Source organism: Streptosporangium sp. CA-115845, assembly GCF_050943795.1.
GTDB lineage: Bacteria > Actinomycetota > Actinomycetes > Streptosporangiales > Streptosporangiaceae > Streptosporangium.
This window is the reverse complement of sequence record NZ_CP191988.1, coordinates 2,159,858-2,180,271: the sequence shown is the minus strand read 5'-3', so window position 1 is coordinate 2,180,271 and position 20,414 is coordinate 2,159,858. Positions and strand designations below refer to the sequence as shown.

Here is a 20,414-nt window from a genome sequence, read left to right as displayed (position 1 = left end):
GAGGACGACGGTCGGATGGTGGGGTTGACGGGTGAGGGCCGGCAGGGTGGCCGGAGGTGCCCCCGGCTCGCCGCTCACGTGGCCCGCCAGACGCGTGAGCGGCAAGCCCGCGCCCGCTATCTCAGCGGGACGTTGTCGAAGCACTTCATGTTCTTGGCCACCTTGAAGGCGCCCCCCTCAAGCTTGACCAGGGCGCCGCAGCCGTTGGGCTCGGTGTGGTCCTTGGGATAGCGGATCCGGCCGAAGCCGGGATTCTCGTAGTCGAAGGAGCCGTTGGCCGCGGCCAGGAACCTCTCCCTGGTCAGCTCCTTGCCGGTCTGCTCCAGGATCTTGAGGAAGATGTCGGCCGCCCAGTAGCCGATGGCCAGATGCTGGGTGAGCCGAGTCCCCGGTGCGGCCTTCTCCACGTCCGCCCTGAGCTGCGCGATCTCCGGGGCCTGCGACTCGAAGGGCTCGAACATGGGGGCCGCGATCACGCCTTCGAGCGCCTGGGCGATCGCCGGGTCCGCCAGGATCGCGGCGTCGTAGCTGGTCGCGTCGGAGATCAGGCCCTGGTAGCCGGCCTTCTTCAGCGCGCCGTACAGGCCGACGTTGAACTTGGTGCCGGCGATGATCGAGACCACCAGGTCCGGCGGCCCGCCACCGTCGGAGGTCATGATCTTGTTGACGTACGGGAGCCAGTCGGGCGGCGGGGCCGCGGCGGGCAGACCCGAGTTGAGGCCGACCAGCTTGAAGCCCGCGGCCTCGAAGGACTGTGAGATGGTCTTGCCCCCGTACTTGCTGCCGCTGGAGTCACTCGTCTGGATGTAGACGCTCTTGCCCGCCGAGCCGCCGATGAGCTCGGCCATCTGGTTGCCCCACCAGGTCTGCGAGCCCGCGCCCGGCTGCGGCGCCAGGCAGCCGTTGTAGCCGAAGCCCGTCTTCGTGCCACACCACTGCGGCCCGGTGGCCCAGCCGAACCACGGCACGCCCTGCTGCTCCAGGAAGGTCGCGCCACCGAAGTTGGGCGCGTGCACGGGGACCAGCGCGAACACCCTGTCCTTCTGGACCAGCTTCTTGGCCGCCGCATCCCCCTTGGCCGCGTCCTGGTTGTCGTCCTCGGCCCCGATGAACTCGACGGTGCGTCCGTGCACGCCACCGGCCTCGTTCGCGCGCTGGAACCTGGCCCTGGCCCCGATCTCCGCGTCCTTGGTGGAGTAGCCGCTCGCGCTGGTCTTGGTGAGCACGCCGCCCACCTTGACCGTTGTGGCGGTCACCCCCGCCGCCGCCTCGGAGCCACCGCCCCCCGCGGCCTTCTGCTCGGCCGCGCAGCCGCCTGCGGCGAGTGCCGCCGCGGCCACCAGGCCGATGAGTCGCACTGCCTGCCGTCTCATAGGTCGCTCCCTGCCGTGCCGTGCCGTGCGGCGCGCGCCCGGCACAATTTGGCCTAGCGCTCGCTTGGTTTCGTCAGCGTAGATTTGGCATCCGGGGGTGTCAATGGAAGATCACCACACCCCCCACACGGGCCACCCGACCACCCGGAAGGCGGGGAGGGGCGGGCGGCGACACCCCCGGCACGGTAGATAACCAAGCAATTGCTTGCTTATAATGCCGATCCGGGCCGGCGTGCGGAGCGCACGGGGCCCTCGGCTCGACGGGAGCGGACATGTTGATGCGTGCGGCCGTACTCACCGGGTTCGGCACGGCGCTGGAGGTGCGCGAGGTCGAGATCGCCGACCCGGGGCCCGGCGAGGTGCGGGTGCGGATCAAGGCGTCCGGCGTCTGCGGGTCCGACATCAAGGCGCTGGACGGCAAGAGCCCGGTGGTCCGCCGGCTCCCCTTCGTACTCGGCCACGAGAGCGCCGGGATCGTGGAGAGCACCGGAGCCGGGGTGACCGGCGTCAGACCCGGTGACCATGTGATCATCGCGATGAACGGCGCCTGCGGGCGCTGCCGCAACTGCGGCGCCGGCCGGTTCCACCTGTGTGGCGGCCCCGCCAGGATGGCGGCCATCATGGGCACGATGCGCGACGGCGGTACCCGGATCACCGTGGACGGCGACGGCGCCAGGACGATGATCGGCATCGGCTCGTTCGCCGAGTACGCCGTGGTCAACGAGGCGATGTGCGTGAAGATCGCAAAAGACGCGCCGTTCGACACCATGTGCCTGCTGGCCTGCGGGGTGATCACCGGCGTCGGCGCGGTGCTGAACGTCGCGCGGGTCACCCCCGGCTCCAGCGTGCTGGTGGTCGGCTGCGGCGGGGTCGGGCTGAACGTCGTCCAGGGCGCCGCGCTGGCCGGAGCCACCACCATCGTCGCCGCGGACGTGGCCGAACAGAAGCTGAAGCTGGCCGAGGAGTTCGGCGCCACCCACACGATCCTCGTCACCGACCTGCCCGAGCAGGTGGGCGAGATCGTCAGGGGCGGCGTGGACTACGCCTTCGACGTGACCGGCGTGGCCGGCGTGCTCGGCGCCGCCCTCGCCTCCACCCAGCCCGGCGGCACGACGGTGATGGTCGGCAGCCCGCCGCAGGGCGAGCCGCTCAGTGTCGAGCCGGGCCTGCTGTTCGCCTCCAGACGCCTGATGGGCACCCAGGGCGGCGACGCCGCCCCGATCAGGGACCTGCCCATGCTCGCCGAGCAGTACCTGCGCGGCCGCCTCGACCTCGACCGCCTCGTCAGCGAGCGCCTCCCGCTGGAGGAGATCAACGAGGCGATCCGGCACGTCCGCGAGGGGGCGGTGGCCCGCAGCGTCATCGTCTTCGCCTGACCGCCGCCCTCGTGCACGACCTCCCCGGTCGCCGTTTCGGCTCAGCCGCGACCCGCGCCGACGAGCTCCCTGCTCGGCTCCTCGATCTCCTCGTCCTCCTCCTGCCCCTCGATGGAGAGGTTGGGCAGGAGACGGTCCAGCCAGGCGGGGCACCACCAGTTGAACCTGCCGAGCAGGACCATGGTCGCCGGGACCAGCAGGCCCCTGATGATCGTGGCGTCCACCGCGATGGCCACCGCCAGGCCGACACCGAAGATCTTGACCATCGGGTCGGGGTAGGCGATGAACGCGACGAAGACCGAGACCATGATCAGGGCGGCGGAAGTGATCACCCGGCCGGTCGTCCCCAGCCCCTCGGCCACCGCCCTGCGGTTGTCGCCGTGCCTCAGGTACGCCTGCCGTACGGCGGTGAGCAGGAAGACCTCGTAGTCCATCGACAGGCCGAACAGGATCGCGAACAGCATCAGCGGGATGTAGCTGTCGATCGGCACCGTGAAGAACAGCGTGCTCAGATAGGAGGCGTCCACATTGACCGGCGGGTCCATGCCGACCAGGCCGCTGCCAAGGCCCAGGGAGAAGACCAGCGAGAGCGCACCGAACGCGGCGCCGAGCGAGATCAGGTTCATCACCGCGGCCTTGATCGCGACGACCGGCGAGCGGAACGCCAGGAGCAGCAGCAGCGCGCTCAGCAGGACCACGACGCCGACGACCAGCGGGGTGCGTGCGGCGATCTTGGAGTTGGCGTCGGCCATGCCCGCGACCTCACCGCCCACGTGCACCTTGGCTCCGTTGAGTTCGATCGCGCGGACCGCCTCGACCACCTCCAGCGCCCGGGGGTCACTGGGGGCGTAGTCGGGGATCGCCTGAACCAGGGCCGCCGTGCCGCGCTCGTTGAGCACCGGGTCGCCGACATGGGCCACCCCTTCGACGTCCGCGACGCGATCCTTCAGGTTCCGCAATATGGCCGGGGCGGGCTTCCGGTCGACGACCGGGGTCTCCAGATCCGCCACCACGACGAGCGGGCCGTTCATGCCGGGCCCGAACCCGGCCTGCAACAACTCGTAGGAGCGCCGCGCGTCGGTGCCGCGATCGCCGTAGCCGTTGTCGAGCGTGCCCAGCTTGAGTCCCAGGGCGGGGGCGGCGAGCGCTCCCAGGAGCACGAGGCTGAGCGCGAGCACGCTCCAGGGCCGCCTGGCCACCCAGTTGCCCAGCGAGCCCCAGCCGGAGGAGCCGTGGCTGCCCCGGCGCCCCATGAACGGCAGGCGGAACGCGTTGACCCGCTGTCCGAGCATCCCGAGCAGCGCGGGGACCAGCGTGACGGCGGTGAGCACCGCGCAGACCACCGAGATGCCGGTGATCCAGCCGAGCGTCTGCAGCATGGGGAAGTCGGCGAGCATCAGCGCGCTGAGCGCGATGATCACCGTGCCGCCGGCGAACACCACCGCGCCGCCGGAACTCGCGACCACCCGGCGGATCGCCTCTTGGACGGGCACACCGTCGGCCAGCAGCTTGCGGTACCTGCTGAGCAGGAAGAGCGCGTAGTCGATGCCGACACCAAGGCCGATCATCGTCGCCAGGATCGGCGCCTGCTTGGGCACGTCCACCAGGTGGCCGAGCAGGCCGATCGTGCCGAGCCCGGTCGCGATGCTGACCAGTGCGACGAAGATCGGAATCATCGCGGCGACCAGGGTGCCGAACGCGAACAGCAGGACCAGCAACGCGCAGATCACTCCGATGATCTCGCTCGTCCCGGTCTTGATCTCTTTGTTCGCCGGGCTCGACGAGCCGGCGGGCACGACCTCCAGGCCCGCCGCCCGCGCGGGCTCGGCCGCCTCGACGAGGAGCTTGGCGGTCTCGGCCGTCTTGGTGGCGTCGTGCCCCTCAAGCTTGACCGCGATGAAACCGATCTCCAGGCTGGGCGCGATCCCGCCCGTCCGGGAGGGAGGGGTCACCTCCACCACGTGCGGGACCTTGCGGATCCGCTCCGCGGCACGTTCCACCGCGCTCTTCCTCGGCTCGGCGAGGAGGGAGCCGTCAGGAGAGTAGAGGATGAGCTGGACCGAACCACCCATCTCGTAACCGGGGCCGAAACCGTCCTTCAGCAGGTCCATCGCCCGCTGGGTGTCGGTGCCGGGGAGGCTGGTGTCGTTGGTGGCCGGTCCGGGGAACAGCACCGATCCCGCCATCAGCAGTGCCGCGGCGACGGCCCACAGTGCCAGCACCGCCTTGCCGCGCCGCGCGCACCAACTCCCCAGCCGCCCCAGCAAACCAGACATTCAGTGACCGCCCTATTAAAGTCTGAAATGTGCCTGAAACGCCGTACTGTACGGCCGTACAGAACCTACGATATGAGAGTAGGCGCGCAAATTGGGTAATACTCCCAATAGCGTGGGATTGAGACGATGACCACACTTGAGCATGGACACGACACGCGCGGCCGGATCCTCGACGCCGCCTGCCGGCTGTTCGCCGAGCGCGGCTATGCGGCGACCTCGCTGGCCGACATCGCCGCGGCCGTCGGCCTGACGAAGACCGCCGTCGCCTACCACTTCCATCCCAAGGACCGGCTGGCCACCGAGCTGCTCGCCCCCGCCGCCGAGGACATCGTGGTCCTGCTCGAGAGCGACTTCGACGACGACCGCGCCTTCGTCGAGGCCCTGGTGACCTTCGTGGTCAGGTACCGGGCGATCATCCGGCTGATCATGGAGGACATCGGCGGCGCCGACGACGCGCCCCCCGGCTCCCCCGGCGAGGTCATCCGCGCCTTCCGTGACGAGATCTACCACCGGCTGGCCGGAGAAGACCCCGATCCCGACCGCCGGGTCTGGGCCTGGGCGCTGCTGGGGTCGCTCCAGTACGGGGTGGTCAAGACGATCGACCTCCCCCAGGAGGACGTCAGGAGGACCCTGCTGACCACCGCCCTGGCCGCCATCTGACCGCTACCCCGCCGCACGAACACCGCACCCGGGTTCCGCGCTCCCCCGCGGGCGCCCATCGCCCCGGCCCGCCGCCGTACCGGGATGCCGTCATCCCGACGGAGCCGCCTCCCCGGGTACCGGATCCGGCGGGTCGGGAGGATCGGGAGGCGCGGTGGTCTCCCCCGGGCCATGGCTCGGACCCGGCCCCGGACCGGGCCCGCTCTGGCCCGCCACCCCGACCGTGATCACGACCGTCGCGCCCGGCCGGGCACAGGTGCCCGGCGCCACGCTCTGCGCCAGCACCACACCGTCCTGAGCGTCGTCGGTGACCAGCCGCGCCCGGGTCCGTACCGCGAAACCCGCCCCGCCGAGCGTGTTCGAGGCATCGGCGGCGCTCTGGCCGGTGATCGACGGCACCGGAACGCCGTGCCTGGAGATGACGAGCGCCACCGCGCTGCCCGGCGAGACGTGCTTGCCCGCGCCGGGGGTGCTCGCCAGCACCCGCCCGGCCGGCTGGTCCGAGCAGCGCGTACTCACCCCTCCGGCGACCAGCCCGGCCTGGGTAAGCGCCGCCTGGGCGGCAGTCCTGGCGAGGCCGACCAGCGTGGGCACCTGGATCCCCGCGGAGACCTCCAGGTTGACCTTGCCCTTCCTCGGCAGCGTGGTCCCCGCCGCCGGGTCACTCGCGAGCACCTCCCCGACCGGACGGTCGGAGTTGACCGCCTGGACGGTCCCGGCGACCAGTCCGGCCTGTTTGATCAGGCGTGCCGCCCCGGAACGGTCCAGCCCGACGAGGGCCGGCACGACCGTCGTGACCTCGGACGGCGGCAGCGGGGAGGACCTGACTCCCTCCGCGCGCGGAGGCTTGGCCGGGTTCGCCGGGAGAGGCCTGACCGGCGGGCTCGTCCTGCTCGGCCGCGCCGTCTCGGCCTGGGGACTGGTCTCCACCACCGGCGCCGCCGGCGGTGCCGCCGGCGGTGCCGCCGCGCCTTTCGGGGTGACCCCGCTCAGTGCCGGGACCAGCACCCCCACCAGCACCGCGGCGCTCACCAGCAGCGCCCCGGAGACCGCCATCGACGCCCTGGTGGCCGCCCGCCCCGGGTGAGTGCGAGGCTCGTCGAAGTCCTCGCCTTCGGTGAAGTGCCCGCGCCCACCGGACATCGCCCGCCAGGCGGACCCGGAGGTGCGCGACCTCCCCGCGAGGCCCGGCACGTCGAAGGAACCGGGCGTATCCGAGGAATCAGCGGGACCGGACACGCCGGACGGGCCCGAGGCGTCAGGCTCACCGGAGCCGGCCCGCAGGGCGAGACCGCCGGGCACCGGAGGGGTCCGGGAGTCGAGCACCGACCTGTGCCCGTCGTTGCCGAGCAGCGCGAGCAGCAACTCCCGGCTGCTGGGGCGGTTACCGGGATTCTTGTCCAGGCAGTCGACCACCAGCGCGCCGAGCAGCCCGTCGAGGCGCCCCAACTGCGGGGCCGCGGTGAGGATCCGGTTCAGCACCGCCGCGATCGAGTCCTGACCGAAGGGCGCCTGGGCGTTGGCCGCGAAACATATCGTGGCGCCCCAGGCGAAGACGTCGGCCGCCGGGTTGATCTCGGCGCCCTCCACCTGCTCGGGCGCCATGTAAGCCGGAGTGCCCGCACCGCGCCCGCTCTGGGTGGCCGCCGCGTCCAGCGCCCTGGCCAGCCCGAAGTCGATGACCCTCGGCCCGTCCGGACCGAGCAGCACGTTCTGCGGCTTGAAGTCGCGGTGCACGATCCCGGCCCGGTGGATGGCCGCGAGCGCGGTGGCCGTGCCGATGGCCAGACGCTCCAGCCTGCCTCCCTCGCGGGGCCCGCTGACCGCGACCTCGCGGTGGAGCGACGGGCCGTCGACGTACTCGCTGACGATGTAGGGCCGGTCGCCGTCCAGCCCGGCGTCGATCACCTGGGCCGTGCAGAACCGGGCCACCTGCTTCGCCAGCTCGACCTCGCGCAGGAAGATCTCAGGGTTCTCCCCCACCGAGCCGTGCAGAAGCTTGACCGCGTAGGGCTCTGATCCGGTGCCGGGGCGCACCCCGACATAGACCACTCCCTGGCCTCCCTCTCCGAGCCGCCCGATGATCTCGTACTCACCGAGCGCCGCCGGATCCCCCGTTCTGAGCGGCTGCGCATACGGCACGCGAGCCTCCCCTCGCCGCCACCCTTCTCACTCAAGAAGAAGCATCGCCGACAGTCAACGGGCAGACAGGGCTTCTCTCCCTCACCGTGATATTCATGTGATGCTCAGGTCAGGGCAAGTCCCAACACACCTCCCGAATCGCCGGCGCCCAGCACAGCGCCGATGCCGGGTCGGCCATCCCGTACGGCCGATGGGGCGACCCGCAGGACCGGGCACACCCGGCGCGTCATTCCGGAGTCGGCGACTTGAACAGGTCCACCACCCCGTGCCCACCGGGAATGCCCGGACCGCGGCCGGTCAGCGGAGGAAGGCCGTGTACTCGTCGAGGATGGGGAGGATCCGGTCGGCCTCGGCGCTGGGGAGGCTGAGTACGACCTCCTCGATGCCCAGCTCGGAGTAGTAGTCGAGTTTCTCCGCGTTGGGCAGCGTGCCGAAGGGGACGACCTTGGCCATCTCGCGTCCCGCCTTGTCGCAGGCTTCGCGCAGGGCGGGGAGGGCGGCCCTGATGCCCCGGCCGCCGATCGGCAGCCAGCCGTCGGCGTACTCGGCGACGTGGGCGAAGAGCTTGGGGCCCGCGGCCCCGCCCACGTAGACGGGGGGACCGGAGATCGGCTTGGGCCAGGACCAGGAGGGCTCGAAGCCGACGTGGCGGCCGTCGAAACCGGCCTCCTCCCGGCTCCACAGGGCCTTCATCGCCAGCATGTGCTCGCGGGCCACGTCACGGCGGGAGCGGAAACCCTGCGGGCCGAGGTGATCCTCGACCTCCTCGACGTTCCAGCCGAACCCGATGCCGAGCACCACCCGGCCGCCGGAGAGGTGGTCGAGGGTGGCGACGGCCTTGGCGGTGACCAGGGGTTCGCGCTGGGCGACGAGCATGATGCCGGTGCCGAGGGCGATCTCGCTCGTCACGGCGGCGGCGTGGGAGAGCGCGACGAGCGGGTCGAGCGTGCGCCGGTACTCCTCGGGGAGCACCGCCTGTCCCGCGGCCGGGGGCGTACGGCGGGAGATGGGGATGTGCGTGTGCTCCGGCAGGTAGAGGGAGGCGAACCCGCGCTCCTCGGCCGCCCTGGCCAGTTCGGAGACCGGCATGGACCGGTCGGTGGCGAACATCGTGACACCCAGCCGCATCAGCGCCTCCGTCTTCACGTCCGGACCTTCGACGGGTGTCTCGTCTCTCGGCCGGACACCCGTCTTCGCCGGACATTCTGTCCCGTATCCCAGACGTCCGCCCAGGTTGCCGGGGGAACGTCCCAGCCAAGCGGACCCGCTTGGTTAACCAAGCGATTGCTCGTTTATCATCCCTAGGGTAGCTTGCTCACGTCACCAAAGACGAGGCGTTCACCGGGCACGGCCGAGCACCGCGGCCGGCGGACACGGCAATCCTCACGGGAGGACGCTGATGGCGTTCACGGAGCTGGGCGACGTCCGGCTGTTCCACACCGACGACGGCTCCGGCGACACGACGTTGCTGCTCGTCCACGGTCTGGGCGCCGACTCCCACGAGTGGGTGCACCACATCCCCACCCTCGCCAGGGACCATCGGGTGATCGCGGTGGACATGCGCGGGCACGGCTACTCCTCCGCGCCCGAGGAGGGCAACACCCCCCGGCGGATGGCGGACGACCTCGCCGGGCTCTGCGCGGCCCTGGGCGTGGAGTCCTGTGTCGCCGTCGGCCACTCGATGGGCGGCCAGATCGTCTCCCACCTCGCCGTGGAGTATCCCTCGCTGGTCAGGGCGCTGGTCACGGTCGATCCCGGCTACGGCTTCGCGGGCGCGGTCGGCGACTACTTTCCCACCCTGATCGAGCAGATGCGCGAGGACGTGGTGGGGGTCTCAGTGCGCAACGACGAGTGGACCCACACCCCCGCCACCCCGGAGTGGCTGCGCGAGTGGCACCGGCGCCGGATCCTCGCCACTCCTCCGCACGTACTGCTCCAGGCGTTCGAGGCGATGTTCGGCGGTCCGGACGCGCTCGGCCTGCGCCCCAACTCCGACGAATACCTCGCGCGCCGGACCTGTCCGGTGCTCACCTTCTGGTTCGACCCCTCCCAGGCGACCTGGGAGGCCGGACTGTTCAAGAACCCGCACTCCAAGGCGGTCACCTGGGAGGGCAGCGGTCACCGGCTGCACGAGGAACGTCCGGGCGAGTTCCTCATCGTCGTCACCAACTGGCTAAGGAGCCTGCCGTGAAGTTCTCGTTGATGCTCAACCCGCAGATCCCCGGCTCGGGCTACAGCCAGGAGGAGAACGCGAAGGCCAGGAGGCCGATCGGGCGCGACACCGAGTCGTACCAGAGGCTGCTGGACGAGGTGCGCGAGATCGCCGTGCACGCCGACCGGATCGGTTTCGACGCGTTGATGATGACCGAGCACCACTTCCACTCCGAGGGTTTCGAGTTCTCGGTCAACCCGCTGATGTTCCTCACCGACCTGGCGGCCAGGACCGAGCGCATCCTGCTCGCCCCGCTCGGCCTGGTGCTGCCCGCCTGGGACCCGATCAGGGCGGCCGAGGACGTGGCCCTGCTCGACCAGTTCAGCAAGGGCCGGCTCCGGCTCGGCGTGGCCCGCGGCTACCAGAACCGCTGGATGAACGTGCTGGGACAGCGCTGGCACGCCTCGGCCGCCAGATCCGACGGGTCGAACTCCGACAACCGCAACTTCGACGTGTTCGGCGAGGTGCTGAACATCATGAAGATGGCGTGGACCCAGGAGACGCTCCGCTACAAGTCCGACGTGCTCGACTACGAGGTCCCCTCGCCCTTCGACGGGATCGAGGGCTGGCCCGCGCAGGAGTGGACCAGGGCCTTCGGCGCCCCGGGTGAGCTCGACGACGACGGGAAGATCCAGGCGATCTCGGTCTGCCCCCGGCCGTACCAGAACCCCTACCCGGAACTGTGGCAGCCGTTCACCGTCTCCGACCGCTCGGTGGTCAGGGCGGCGCAGGAGGACATCCTGCCGTGGATGTTCACCCCGAACCCCGACGATCACGCCGCCAAGGCCAGGCTCTACCAGGAGGAGTCGGCCAAGTGCGGCCGTGACTACAAGCTGGGCGAGCACACCGGCATCCTCAAGATCGTCGGAATGGCCGACACCAAGGAGGAGGCCATCGCCACCTACGGCAAGAGCATGCAGAAGGACTTCGCCGCCTTCTTCGGGCCGTTCGGCTACCTGGAGGTCCTGCGTAAGAAGGAGGACGACAGGCACCAGCCGATCAGCCCCGAGAAGGGCGACTTCAAACGCATGAACGAGGTCGAGATGGCCCTGCTCGGCGGCCCCGACGACGTCAAGCGCGGCATCCAGCGCATGCTCGACCGGATGCCGGACCTGGAGTGGTTCGGCCTGTTCATGCAGGGTCAGCAGGGCGTCCTGCCCCTCGACACCGTCAAGCGCAACCTGGAGCTGTTCGCCACCAAGGTCATCCCCGAGTTCTCCGACTGACCTTTCGCTGATCCGGCCCTCGGGAATCCCCGTGGGAGGAAGGACAGGGACGGCACCCGCAGATGTCCCCCGGCTGCGCCGGGGGACATCTATCGAAATTTCAGCATTTCGGAGCCCGGGAGGATCCGTGCAGTTCTGGCTTGGAGCATCGTTCGTCGAGACCGGCCAGTTCGTCGAACTGGCCGGGGCCGCGGAGCGGTGCGGCATTCACACGCTCACCCTGTCGGACCACATCTTCTATGCCGACTTCGAGTCGCCCTATCCCTATTCCAGAACCGGCGCCCCCCGCTGGAACGCCGGGACGCACTGGCCGGACGTGTGGGTGACGATCGGCGCGATGGCCGCCGTCACCACCACCCTGCGTTTCGCGCCCAACGTCTACATCGCCCCGGCCCGTGACCTGTTCACCGTCGCCAAACAGGTCTCCACGGCCGCGGTCCTGTCCGGGAACCGGGTGACCTTCGGCGTCGGCGTCGGCTGGTGCAAGGAGGAGTTCGTCCAGACAGGCCAGGACTTCCACACCCGGGGACGCAGGCTGGACGAGATGATCCCGGCCCTGCGTGAACTCTGGGCCGGCGGCACCGTCACCCACCACGGCACCCACTACGACTACGGCCCGCTCTCGATCTCCCCCGTGCCCTCCGCGCCCGTGCCGTTCTTCGTCGGCGGCGACAGCGAGGCGGCGCTGCGCCGCGCGGCCAGGACGGGCGACGGCTGGATGGGCAACCGGATCTACACCGAGGAACAACTCGACCCGGTCCTCGCCGACCTGCGGCGCTACCTCAAGGAGTACGGCAGGGCGGAGGACGCCCTGCAGATCATCGCGCCACTCGCGGTCGTGCCCGACGTCGCCACCTACCGCCGCTTCGCCGACAAAGGGGTGACCGGAACGATGGCCGCACCCTGGTGGCTCGCCACCCCCGAGGAGAAGGCCAGGTACGGCGAGGGCATCGAGCTCAAGGTCGCCACCATGGAGCGCTTCGCCGAGGAGGTCGTCTCGAAAATATGACGCCTCGCCCGGCACGGCGCGGCCGGGCCCCGTGTCGGGCCCCGGTAGATCCCGGCGGTGATCACCGCACCGAACCGGCACAGCCTGCCCCGGCCGGGCCCGTGTGCCGGGTGGCCGGTCGCCCGGCGGCCCGAGCCGATAGCCTGGCCGGGTGCTCGAAAAGATCAAAGCCACCCGTTACGTGACGCCCCTGCGGGAGGGCGGCTCGCTCCCCGGGGTCATGGAGGCGGACGACCTCGGCACCTACGTCGTGAAGTTCCGCGGCGCCGGCCAGGGCCGCCGGGTCCTGGTGGCGGAGATCGTGTCCGCCGGGCTGGCCCGGCGTCTCGGCTTCCGCACGCCCGAGCTGAAGGTGATCGACGTCGATCCACAGCTCGGCGCCCGCGAGCCGGACGAGGAGATCCAGGACCTGCTCAAGGCCAGCGAGGGCAACAACCTGGCCGTCGACTTCCTGCCGGGCGCGCTGGGCTTCGAGCCGCTGGCCTGGCCCCCAGAGCCCGGTTTCGCCTCCCGGCTGCTCTGGTTCGACGCGCTGATCCACAACGTCGACCGGAGCTGGCGCAACCCGAACCTGCTCCTGTGGCACGGCGACACCTGGCTGATCGACCACGGCGCCGCGCTCTGGTTCCACCACAACTGGCCCTCGGCCGACCCGCTGCGCGGCTTCGACGCGCGCGACCACGTGATGGCCCCCTTCGCCACCCGGATGTCCGAGGCCGACGCCGAGTTCAGCGAGAAGATCACCAGGGACCTGCTCGACGGGGTGGTGGACGAGGTTCCCGACGAGTGGCTGGAGGACGAGCCGGGGTTCGACGGGGCGCAGGCCGTGCGGCAGGCGTACGTCGAGCACCTGCTGGCCCGCGCCCAGGGCCCGCGCGCCTGGCTGCCGGCTCCCTCGGCCGCCTCCGGCCAGGACTCGGCGGCTCAGCAGGGAAAGCCCGGCTCGGTGGGCGCGTTCTGGAAGGACAGCCGGTGAAGGACGTCTACGAGTACGCGATCATCCGGGTCATCCCCCGGGTGGAGCGCGGCGAGCTGATCAACGCCGGCGTGCTGCTCTACTGCCAGCCACGCGGCTACCTGTGCGCCCGCGTGGAACTGGACGAGGCACGCCTGCGCGCCCTCGACCCCCAGGTGGATCTCGACGGCGTACGACACGCGCTCGACGTCTACCGGCGCTCCTGCGGCGGCGACGAGGGACCGCTGACCGAGGAGCCGCTGGGCAGCCGGTTCCGCTGGCTGACCGCCCCGCGCAGCACGATCGTGCAGACGGGCCCGGTCCACGCCGGTCTCACCGCCGACCCGGAGGCGGAGCTGGAGCACCTCGTGGCCTGCCTGGTCCGCACCCCCTGAGCCGAGACCGGAAAGCGGCTCGTGCATGCGGACACGAGTGAGCGTCCGGTCGTCGGGGTGCCCGGTGTCGACCTCGATCCGCCGGTAGCCGAGTCGCCCGAAGACCGGCGCCCCGAGGTCGTGGGGGAACGTCGCGCGGAGCGGCGGGGCTCCGGTCAGAAGAGCACGGACATGAAGGTGCCGACCTCGACGAAGCCGGCCCTGCGGTAGGCGGCCCTGGCCGGGGCGTTGTAGTCGTTGACGTACAGCGAGACCACCGGCGCGAAGTAGTCGAGCGCGTGCTTGACCACCGCGGCCATCCCTGACACCGCGTGGCCGCGGCCACGCAGGTCGGGGTGGACCCAGACGCCCTGGATCTGGCAGGCGTGCGGCGTCACCGCGCCGATCTCGGCCTTGAAGACGACCCTGCCCGCCTCGATGCGGGCGTACGACCTGCCGATCCTGATCAGCTCGGCGACCCGGGACCGGTAGAGGGCTCCGCCGTCCCCCAGTTCGGGGGAGACACCCACCTCCTCGGTGAACATCGCCACGCAGGCCGGCAGCAGGATGTCGAACTCGTCGGGCCGGACCCGCCGCACCAGCGGGTCGGCCGGGAGCGGCGACGGCTCCGTGGTCACCATGAGCGGCTGCGCCCAGCGGATCGCACGGGCGGCTCCCCAGTGCGGCTCCAGCCGCTCCCAGAGCACCTCGACCGCGTCGGCCGGGCCGACGATCGAGGAACAGCGGCGGCCCTGCTTGCGCGCGCGTTCGGCGAAGGCGTAGACGGCGTCGGTACCGGCGTTGACCGGAACCAGGTTCGCCCCGGCGTAACAGAGGGAGGTCAGGCCACCGCGCGGCCCGAACCCCCACATCTGGCCACCGAGCCTGGCCGGATTGAGCCCGACCGAACGGACCCTGGAGGCGACGAAAACGTTACCGACGGGGTCGATGTCGAGAAGCGCCAGGACCTCGTCTCGATCGTTGTCGTCGAGCACGCGCGACGCCGTTGTACGCAGCATCACATGCTCAGCCTACGCGACCCCCTCGATTTTGGCAGGAACCAACACAGAGCATCTCATCTACCTGCTAGGCCCTGTCCCTTGGATCTTTTGCCCACTACGGTCAGGCGGCGCCTCGCCGCGTTGCCGTCGGTCACCGCGGCTCCCTCCTCCGCCTCGCGAGACACCACCTGACCGATCCTCGCCACGGCGAGACCCGCGGGGCAGGACCTAGATCGCCCCTCCCCCCGGGTGCCCGGCGGGCACCCGGACGGGCGAGGGCCCGATCACCGGCACGGGCACCGGCAGCGGCAGGCCGGGGCAACGGGCGTCCGGGCCGCCGGAGTCCCGCCGTGCTCCACCGGGGAGGGTGCCGTCCCGCAGGTAGGCGGCCAGGCGACGGTCGACGCAGGCGTTCCCGTTGAGCGAGATCCCGTGATTGCCGCCGGGTACGACCAGCAGCCGGGAGCCGCGGAGCAGGGTACGCATCCGCAGCGCCCCCGCGTACGGGGTGGCGGCGTCGCGCTCACCCTGGATCAGCATGACCGGTGGCAGGCTGGTGCTGTCGTGCACTCGCACGGGGGTGCCTCCCTGCACGGGCCAGAACGCACACGGCGCGTTGTACCAGGCATTGGGCCAGGTGAGGAAGGGCGCCCTGACGTTGGCTCTGGTCATGTCCGTCCGCCAGCGTGTCCAGTCGCGCGGCCAGACGGCGTCGCTGCACTGCACCGCCAGGTAGACGGCGTAGCTGTTCTCGTCCTTGGCGTCGTTCTCCACGTGCTTGCGGTAGGCGCTGAGCAGGAGTGCCGTCTCCCCCCTCTTGACGTAGGCGGAGAAGGCCTTGGCCAGCTGCGGCCAGACGGCGTCGGAGTAGCCGCCGACGGTGTAGAGGTCGTCGAGCTCGCTCGGGCCGATCACTCCCGCCGCGGGGTGGTCGCCCAACCGGGTACGCATGGCGTCCCAGGCGAAGGAGACGGCCCTCTCGGTGGCGCCCAGCCGGTAGACCGGACTGTGACGGGCGGCCCATCTGAGGAATTCCCGGTGCCTGCTCTGGAAGGCGATGCTCTGGCTCAGGTTCGAGCGGTACCAGATACCGCGCGGATCCACCACGCTGTCCAGGACGAGCCGCCTGAGCCGGCCGGGAAAGAGCGTCGCGTAGACCGCGCCCAGGTAGGTCCCGTACGAGTAGCCCAGGAAGCTTATCTTCGACTCGCCGAGCGCCTCCCTGATCAGGTCCATGTCCCTGGCGGAGTTCTCCGTGGTCATGTGGGGCAGCATCCAGCCCCACCGGACGCCGCACGCCTGGGCGTACTCGCGGGCCCGATCGATGAGGATGCTCTCGTCACGCCTGGTGACCGGCACCTGGTCGGGACGGGGCGGCTTGTAGTACTCCACCGGATCGACACAGCTCAGCGCCGGCTCGCTGGCCCCCACCCCGCGCGGGTCGAAACCGATCACGTCGAACCGGTCGGCCAGGCCGCCGGGAAGCCCTGCCACGACGCTCTTGACCAGATCGCGACCGGACGCCCCGGGACCGCCTGGATTGACCAGCAGCGCGCCGAGACGGCCGTGGGTGGCCCTCCCTCTGATCCGGTTCAGGGCGATGTTGATGGTCTGGTATGGATTGTCGTAGTCGAGCGGCACACTCAGCGTGGCGCACTCCATCCGGCTGTCCGCCCGCTGCACGGGAGCGGACGGCGTCACCCCGGGCACCGAGGTCCCGCCCTCGCAGGGCCCCCAGACCAGCCCCTCCCTGCCCTGGGCCACCGCCCCCTGCGGCACTCCCACCGCGGCTGCCAGCATCACGATGCTCGCGGCGATCCCGACGACCCTCTTCTTCACTGTGCGGTCCCCCTACTCGTACGGCAGAGGCGATGGTCTCCCGGAGGTGGCGCGATTCACCCGGGACACAACCGGATATCTAGCAAAGTGTAGTCAGATGATTGCTAAGTGTAATGATCCCAGGTCGGACGGCACCACCAGGCGGGCCGGCGGAACACCACAAACGGCCACGGAGGCTACGGAGACCGGAAAACGGAAATCCCCGGCGGAGAGCACCTCGCAAAAGGTGCGCCCCCGGCGGCGGGAGAGCGACCGGGGGCGGACACGTGCGGGAAGCGGGACGGCGCCTAGCCGACGACGACCTGGGGACCCGTGACGTCGTCGTCGAGGTCGACCTCCACGCCCATCTCCTCGGCGAGGCGCAGCGCCTCCTCGATCAGGGTCTCCACGATCTGCGACTCGGAAACGGTCTTGATGACCTTGCCCTTGACGAAGATCTGGCCCTTGCCGTTGCCGGAGGCGACACCGAGGTCGGCCTCGCGGGCCTCACCGGGGCCGTTGACGACGCACCCCATCACCGCGACGCGGAGCGGGACCTTCAGCCCCTCCAACCCCGCCTGAACCTGCTCGGCCAGGGTGTAGACGTCGACCTGGGCGCGCCCGCAGGAGGGGCAGGAGACGATCTCCAGGCCGCGCTCGCGCAGGTTGAGCGACTCCAGGATCTGGTTGCCGACCTTGACCTCCTCGACCGGCGGGGCGGACAGCGACACCCGGATGGTGTCGCCGATCCCCTCGGCGAGCAGGGCCCCGAAGGCGACGGCGGACTTGACCGTGCCCTGGAAGGCCGGGCCCGCCTCGGTGACACCGAGGTGGAGCGGATAGTCGCACCGGGCGGCGAGCAGGCGGTATGCCTGGACCATCACGACCGGGTCGTTGTGCTTGACGGAGATCTTGATGTCGCGGAAGCCGTGCTCCTCGAAGAGCGAGCACTCCCAGAGCGCCGACTCCACCAGCGCCTCGGGGGTGGCCTTGCCGTACTTCTGGAGCAGGCGGGGGTCGAGCGAGCCGGCGTTGACGCCGATCCTGATCGGCACGCCGCGGTCGGCGGCGGCCCGCGCGATCTCACCGACCTTGTCGTCGAACTTCTTGATGTTGCCGGGGTTGACCCGGACCGCCGCGCAGCCCGCCTCGATCGCGGCGAAGACGTACTTCGGCTGGAAGTGGATGTCGGCGATCACCGGGATCTGCGACTTCCTGGCGATGGTCGGCAGCGCGTCGGCGTCGTCCTGCGAGGGGACGGCGACCCGGACGATCTGGCAGCCCGAGGCGGTCAGCTCGGCGATCTGCTGGAGCGTCGCGTTGACGTCGGCGGTGACCGTGGTGGTCATCGACTGGACGGAAACCGGCGCATCCCCGCCCACGGGGACGGAACCGACCATGATCTGACGAGATATGCGTCGCTCGGCGATCGGCCTGGTCCTTACGGACGGGATTCCGAGAGCAACAGAAGTCATTTTCAGCCCTTGAAGAGTCGACGACGCTCACCAGTCTAGGCAGTCCCGGTGAGCTCCCGTGCCCTTATCCGTGCCCAGGAGTCGGCATCGAGCACCTCGGCCACCGATCCGGCCTCGGTGACGGTGTGCTCGGAGACCACCGAGGCCACGGTGTCGACGATGCCGAGGAAGGGCAGCCGACCGGCCAGGAACGCCTCGACGCAGACCTCGTTGGCGGCGTTGTAGACGGCCGGTGCCGTGCCGCCGGCCGCGCCGACGTGGCGGGCCAGCGCGACGGCGGGGAAGGCTCCGTCGTCGAGCGGCTCGAACGTCCAGGTGTGGGCGGCGGTCCAGTCGACGCCGGGCGCGGCGTCGGCGACCCGCTCGGGCCAGCCGAGGGCCAGCGCGATGGGCAGGCGCATGTCGGGCGGGCTGGCCTGGGCGATGGTCGAGCCGTCGACGAACTCGACCATCGAGTGGATGACCGACTGCGGGTGGACCACGACGTCGATGCGCTCGAAGCCGATGTCGAAGAGCAGGTGCGCCTCGATGACCTCCAGCCCCTTGTTGACGAGCGTGGCGGAGTTCACCGTGATCACCGGTCCCATCGACCAGGTGGGGTGGGCGAGTGCCTGCTCGGGGGTCACCTCCGCGAGATCCGCGCGCGACCTGCCGCGGAAGGGCCCGCCGCTCGCGGTGACGACCAGGCGCCGCACGGCGGAGGCGTCGGGGCCGGTGGGACCCGCCGCCCACAGGCACTGGGCCAGCGCGGCGTGCTCGGAGTCGACCGGGATCAGCTGGCCCGGCTTGGCCAGGCGCTTGACCAGCGGCCCTCCGACGATCAGTGACTCCTTGTTGGCGAGCGCGAGCGTCCGGCCGGCCTCCAGCGCGGCCAGCGTGGAGGTCAGCCCCAGCGCTCCGGTGATGCCGTTGAGCACGACGTCGGCGGGCCAGGAGGCGGCCTCCGCCACCCCTTCGCGACCGGCCAGCACCCGCGCGTCCACCCCGCGCGCGGCCAGGGCCTCGCGCAGTTCCGGCACCGCGGCGGGATCGGCGACGGCGACCACGTCGGGCCTGAACTCGGCCGCCTGCCTGGCCAGCAGGTCGATCCGGCCACCGTAGGCGGCCAGCGCGACCACCCGGAACCGGCCGGGGTTGCGGGCGATGACGTCAAGGGACTGGGTCCCGATGGACCCGGTCGAGCCGAGCAGGACGACGGAGCGGACGGTGTCTGACTGCACCGTCCCATTCTCCCGGCTCGGGCCGCGCTGTCGAATCGGCCTCATCCACCCGGAAATCTGTTAGACGTGGAACACGCGATAAAAGGCGATATTTAAGTCCGAATTTCGTCATATCAATAGCTGTAAATCCTGAGAAATGCGTACGTACGGCGCACTAGCTTCCCGGAACAGCAACGGGCCTCCGGAGGTACATATGCGACGCACAGCACGACTCATCCCCCTTCTCACCGCGGTCGCGGGAAGCACTCTGCTCACCGCGACGATCGCGCACGGCGCCACGGGCACGGGTGCGGGCGGGGGCGTCACCGCGACGCGGGCCGTCCCCCAGCCGGTCGAGAAGGAGGCGGCCGACACCAAGGCGGAGCAGCGGACCGTCCAGCGCTACTGGACGGAGGCGAAGATGGAGGCGGCACAGCCGCTCGCCACCCTCATCCCGGAGAAGGAGAGTGCCCGCCTCACCTCGGCGGCGATCGCGGCGCAGGCCGCGGCCGACCCCGTCTCCATCCCCGCGACCACGCCGGACGGCGAGGCCGTCCCGGCCACCGGCATGGCCGCCAAGGGCACGGCGGCCGTCCGCGCCTCCACCGGCGCGCCGTGGACCCGCGGCGGGGCGATCGCCAAGACCACCGGCCGCGTCTTCTTCACCTACCAGGGCCGCAACGCCTCGTGCTCGGCGAACGCGGTGACGAGTGAGAACAGGAGCACCGTGATCACCGCGGGGCACTGCGTGCGGATGGGCGGGGCCTTCCACCGCAACTGGGTGTTCGTACCGGGATACGAGAACGGCGACCGGCCCTACGGCACGTGGGTGGCGACCACGCTCTACACCACCCCGCAGTGGAACAACACCGAGGACATCAACTACGACGTGGCCTCGGCCGTGGTGGCCCCGCTGAACGGCAGGTCGCTGACCGACGTGGTCGGCGGCCAGGGCGTCTCCTTCAACCGGTCGCGCCGGGCGCAGATGCACTCCTTCGGCTACCCGGCGGCCGGCCCCTACGACGGTTCCAGGCTGGTCTACTGCGCCGGACGGGCCTTCGACGACTTCCTGATGTCCCGCGACATCGGGTTGAACTGCAACATGACCGGCGGATCGAGCGGCGGCCCCTGGTTCCTCGGCTTCAACGAGAGCACCGGCCTGGGCACCCTGAACTCGGTGAACAGCTTCAAGTACGACTTCGCCTCCGGCTGGATGTTCGGCCCGTACTTCGGCACCGACGCGCAGGCCGTCTACGAGGCCGCCCAGACAACCGGCGCCCCCTGAGACTCGCCGGGCGCCCGACGAACCCGAATGCCC

The 20,414-nt window shown here is 70.6% G+C and carries 16 protein-coding genes; 8 read left to right on the top strand and 8 right to left on the bottom strand.

Features of this window, described 5'->3' with window-relative positions; genetic code table 11:
- Window positions 1–116: 116 nt before the first annotated feature.
- Window positions 117–1,373 (bottom strand): ABC transporter substrate-binding protein, encoded by a 1,257-nt coding sequence (locus tag ACQP0P_RS12170; RefSeq protein ID WP_433375004.1) that lies wholly within the window; start codon window positions 1,371–1,373, stop codon window positions 117–119.
- 272 nt (window positions 1,374–1,645) lie between these two features.
- On the opposite strand from ACQP0P_RS12170, the gene ACQP0P_RS12165 reads away from it, so the two are divergent.
- Window positions 1,646–2,749, top strand: coding sequence for an alcohol dehydrogenase catalytic domain-containing protein (locus ACQP0P_RS12165; RefSeq protein ID WP_433375001.1), 1,104 nt, complete (start codon window positions 1,646–1,648; stop codon window positions 2,747–2,749).
- 41 nt (window positions 2,750–2,790) lie between these two features.
- Here the strand turns inward: ACQP0P_RS12165 and ACQP0P_RS12160 are convergent, their stop codons facing one another.
- On the bottom strand, window positions 2,791–5,025 hold the full coding sequence (locus tag ACQP0P_RS12160; protein ID WP_433374998.1) for an MMPL family transporter: 2,235 nt from the start codon (window positions 5,023–5,025) through the stop codon (window positions 2,791–2,793).
- A 126-nt stretch (window positions 5,026–5,151) separates the two neighbouring features.
- On the opposite strand from ACQP0P_RS12160, the gene ACQP0P_RS12155 reads away from it, so the two are divergent.
- On the top strand, window positions 5,152–5,685 hold the full coding sequence (locus tag ACQP0P_RS12155; protein WP_433374995.1) for a TetR/AcrR family transcriptional regulator: 534 nt from the start codon (window positions 5,152–5,154) through the stop codon (window positions 5,683–5,685).
- Window positions 5,686–5,775: 90 nt separating this feature from the next.
- Here the strand turns inward: ACQP0P_RS12155 and ACQP0P_RS12150 are convergent, their stop codons facing one another.
- Complete coding sequence (locus ACQP0P_RS12150) at window positions 5,776–7,827, bottom strand: protein kinase domain-containing protein (RefSeq protein ID WP_433374992.1); 2,052 nt, start codon at window positions 7,825–7,827, stop codon at window positions 5,776–5,778.
- Window positions 7,828–8,124: 297 nt separating this feature from the next.
- Complete coding sequence (locus ACQP0P_RS12145) at window positions 8,125–8,973, bottom strand: LLM class F420-dependent oxidoreductase (RefSeq protein ID WP_433374989.1); 849 nt, start codon at window positions 8,971–8,973, stop codon at window positions 8,125–8,127.
- A 253-nt stretch (window positions 8,974–9,226) separates the two neighbouring features.
- Here ACQP0P_RS12145 and ACQP0P_RS12140 point away from each other — a divergent pair, with 253 nt between their 5' ends.
- From ACQP0P_RS12140 to ACQP0P_RS12120, 5 genes are all read left to right on the top strand, one after another.
- Entirely contained in the window at window positions 9,227–10,018 is a 792-nt protein-coding gene (locus ACQP0P_RS12140) for an alpha/beta fold hydrolase (protein ID WP_433374986.1), read from the top strand.
- A complete protein-coding gene (locus ACQP0P_RS12135; RefSeq protein WP_433374983.1) occupies window positions 10,015–11,265 on the top strand; it encodes an LLM class flavin-dependent oxidoreductase in 1,251 nt (416 codons plus the stop codon). Before ACQP0P_RS12140 ends, ACQP0P_RS12135 begins: the two co-directional genes overlap by 4 nt.
- A 127-nt stretch (window positions 11,266–11,392) precedes the next feature.
- Window positions 11,393–12,274 carry a TIGR03619 family F420-dependent LLM class oxidoreductase gene (locus ACQP0P_RS12130; RefSeq protein WP_433374980.1) on the top strand — a complete coding sequence of 294 codons (882 nt, stop codon included), beginning with the start codon at window positions 11,393–11,395 and terminating at the stop codon, window positions 12,272–12,274.
- A gap of 151 nt (window positions 12,275–12,425) precedes the next feature.
- A complete protein-coding gene (locus ACQP0P_RS12125; RefSeq protein ID WP_433374977.1) occupies window positions 12,426–13,250 on the top strand; it encodes a HipA family kinase in 825 nt (274 codons plus the stop codon).
- Window positions 13,247–13,624 carry a DUF3037 domain-containing protein gene (locus ACQP0P_RS12120; RefSeq protein ID WP_433374975.1) on the top strand — a complete coding sequence of 126 codons (378 nt, stop codon included), beginning with the start codon at window positions 13,247–13,249 and terminating at the stop codon, window positions 13,622–13,624. The genes ACQP0P_RS12125 and ACQP0P_RS12120 overlap by 4 nt, the downstream gene beginning before the upstream one ends.
- Window positions 13,625–13,779: 155 nt before the next feature.
- Here the strand turns inward: ACQP0P_RS12120 and ACQP0P_RS12115 are convergent, their stop codons facing one another.
- From ACQP0P_RS12115 to dxr, 4 genes are all read right to left on the bottom strand, one after another.
- On the bottom strand, window positions 13,780–14,622 hold the full coding sequence (locus tag ACQP0P_RS12115; protein ID WP_433381830.1) for a GNAT family N-acetyltransferase: 843 nt from the start codon (window positions 14,620–14,622) through the stop codon (window positions 13,780–13,782).
- Window positions 14,623–14,832: 210 nt separating this feature from the next.
- A complete protein-coding gene (locus tag ACQP0P_RS12110; RefSeq protein WP_433374972.1) occupies window positions 14,833–16,443 on the bottom strand; it encodes an alpha/beta hydrolase in 1,611 nt (536 codons plus the stop codon).
- A gap of 287 nt (window positions 16,444–16,730) precedes the next feature.
- Window positions 16,731–17,897, bottom strand: a complete 1,167-nt coding sequence (gene ispG, locus ACQP0P_RS12105; RefSeq protein WP_433374969.1) for a flavodoxin-dependent (E)-4-hydroxy-3-methylbut-2-enyl-diphosphate synthase — start codon at window positions 17,895–17,897, stop codon at window positions 16,731–16,733.
- 35 nt (window positions 17,898–17,932) lie between these two features.
- A complete protein-coding gene (gene dxr / locus ACQP0P_RS12100) occupies window positions 17,933–19,117 on the bottom strand; it encodes a 1-deoxy-D-xylulose-5-phosphate reductoisomerase (RefSeq protein WP_433374966.1) in 1,185 nt (394 codons plus the stop codon).
- Window positions 19,118–19,310: 193 nt separating this feature from the next.
- Between dxr and ACQP0P_RS12095 the strand changes: the two genes are divergently transcribed.
- Window positions 19,311–20,381, top strand: coding sequence for a trypsin-like serine peptidase (locus ACQP0P_RS12095; protein ID WP_433374963.1), 1,071 nt, complete (start codon window positions 19,311–19,313; stop codon window positions 20,379–20,381).
- Window positions 20,382–20,414 lie beyond the last annotated feature (33 nt).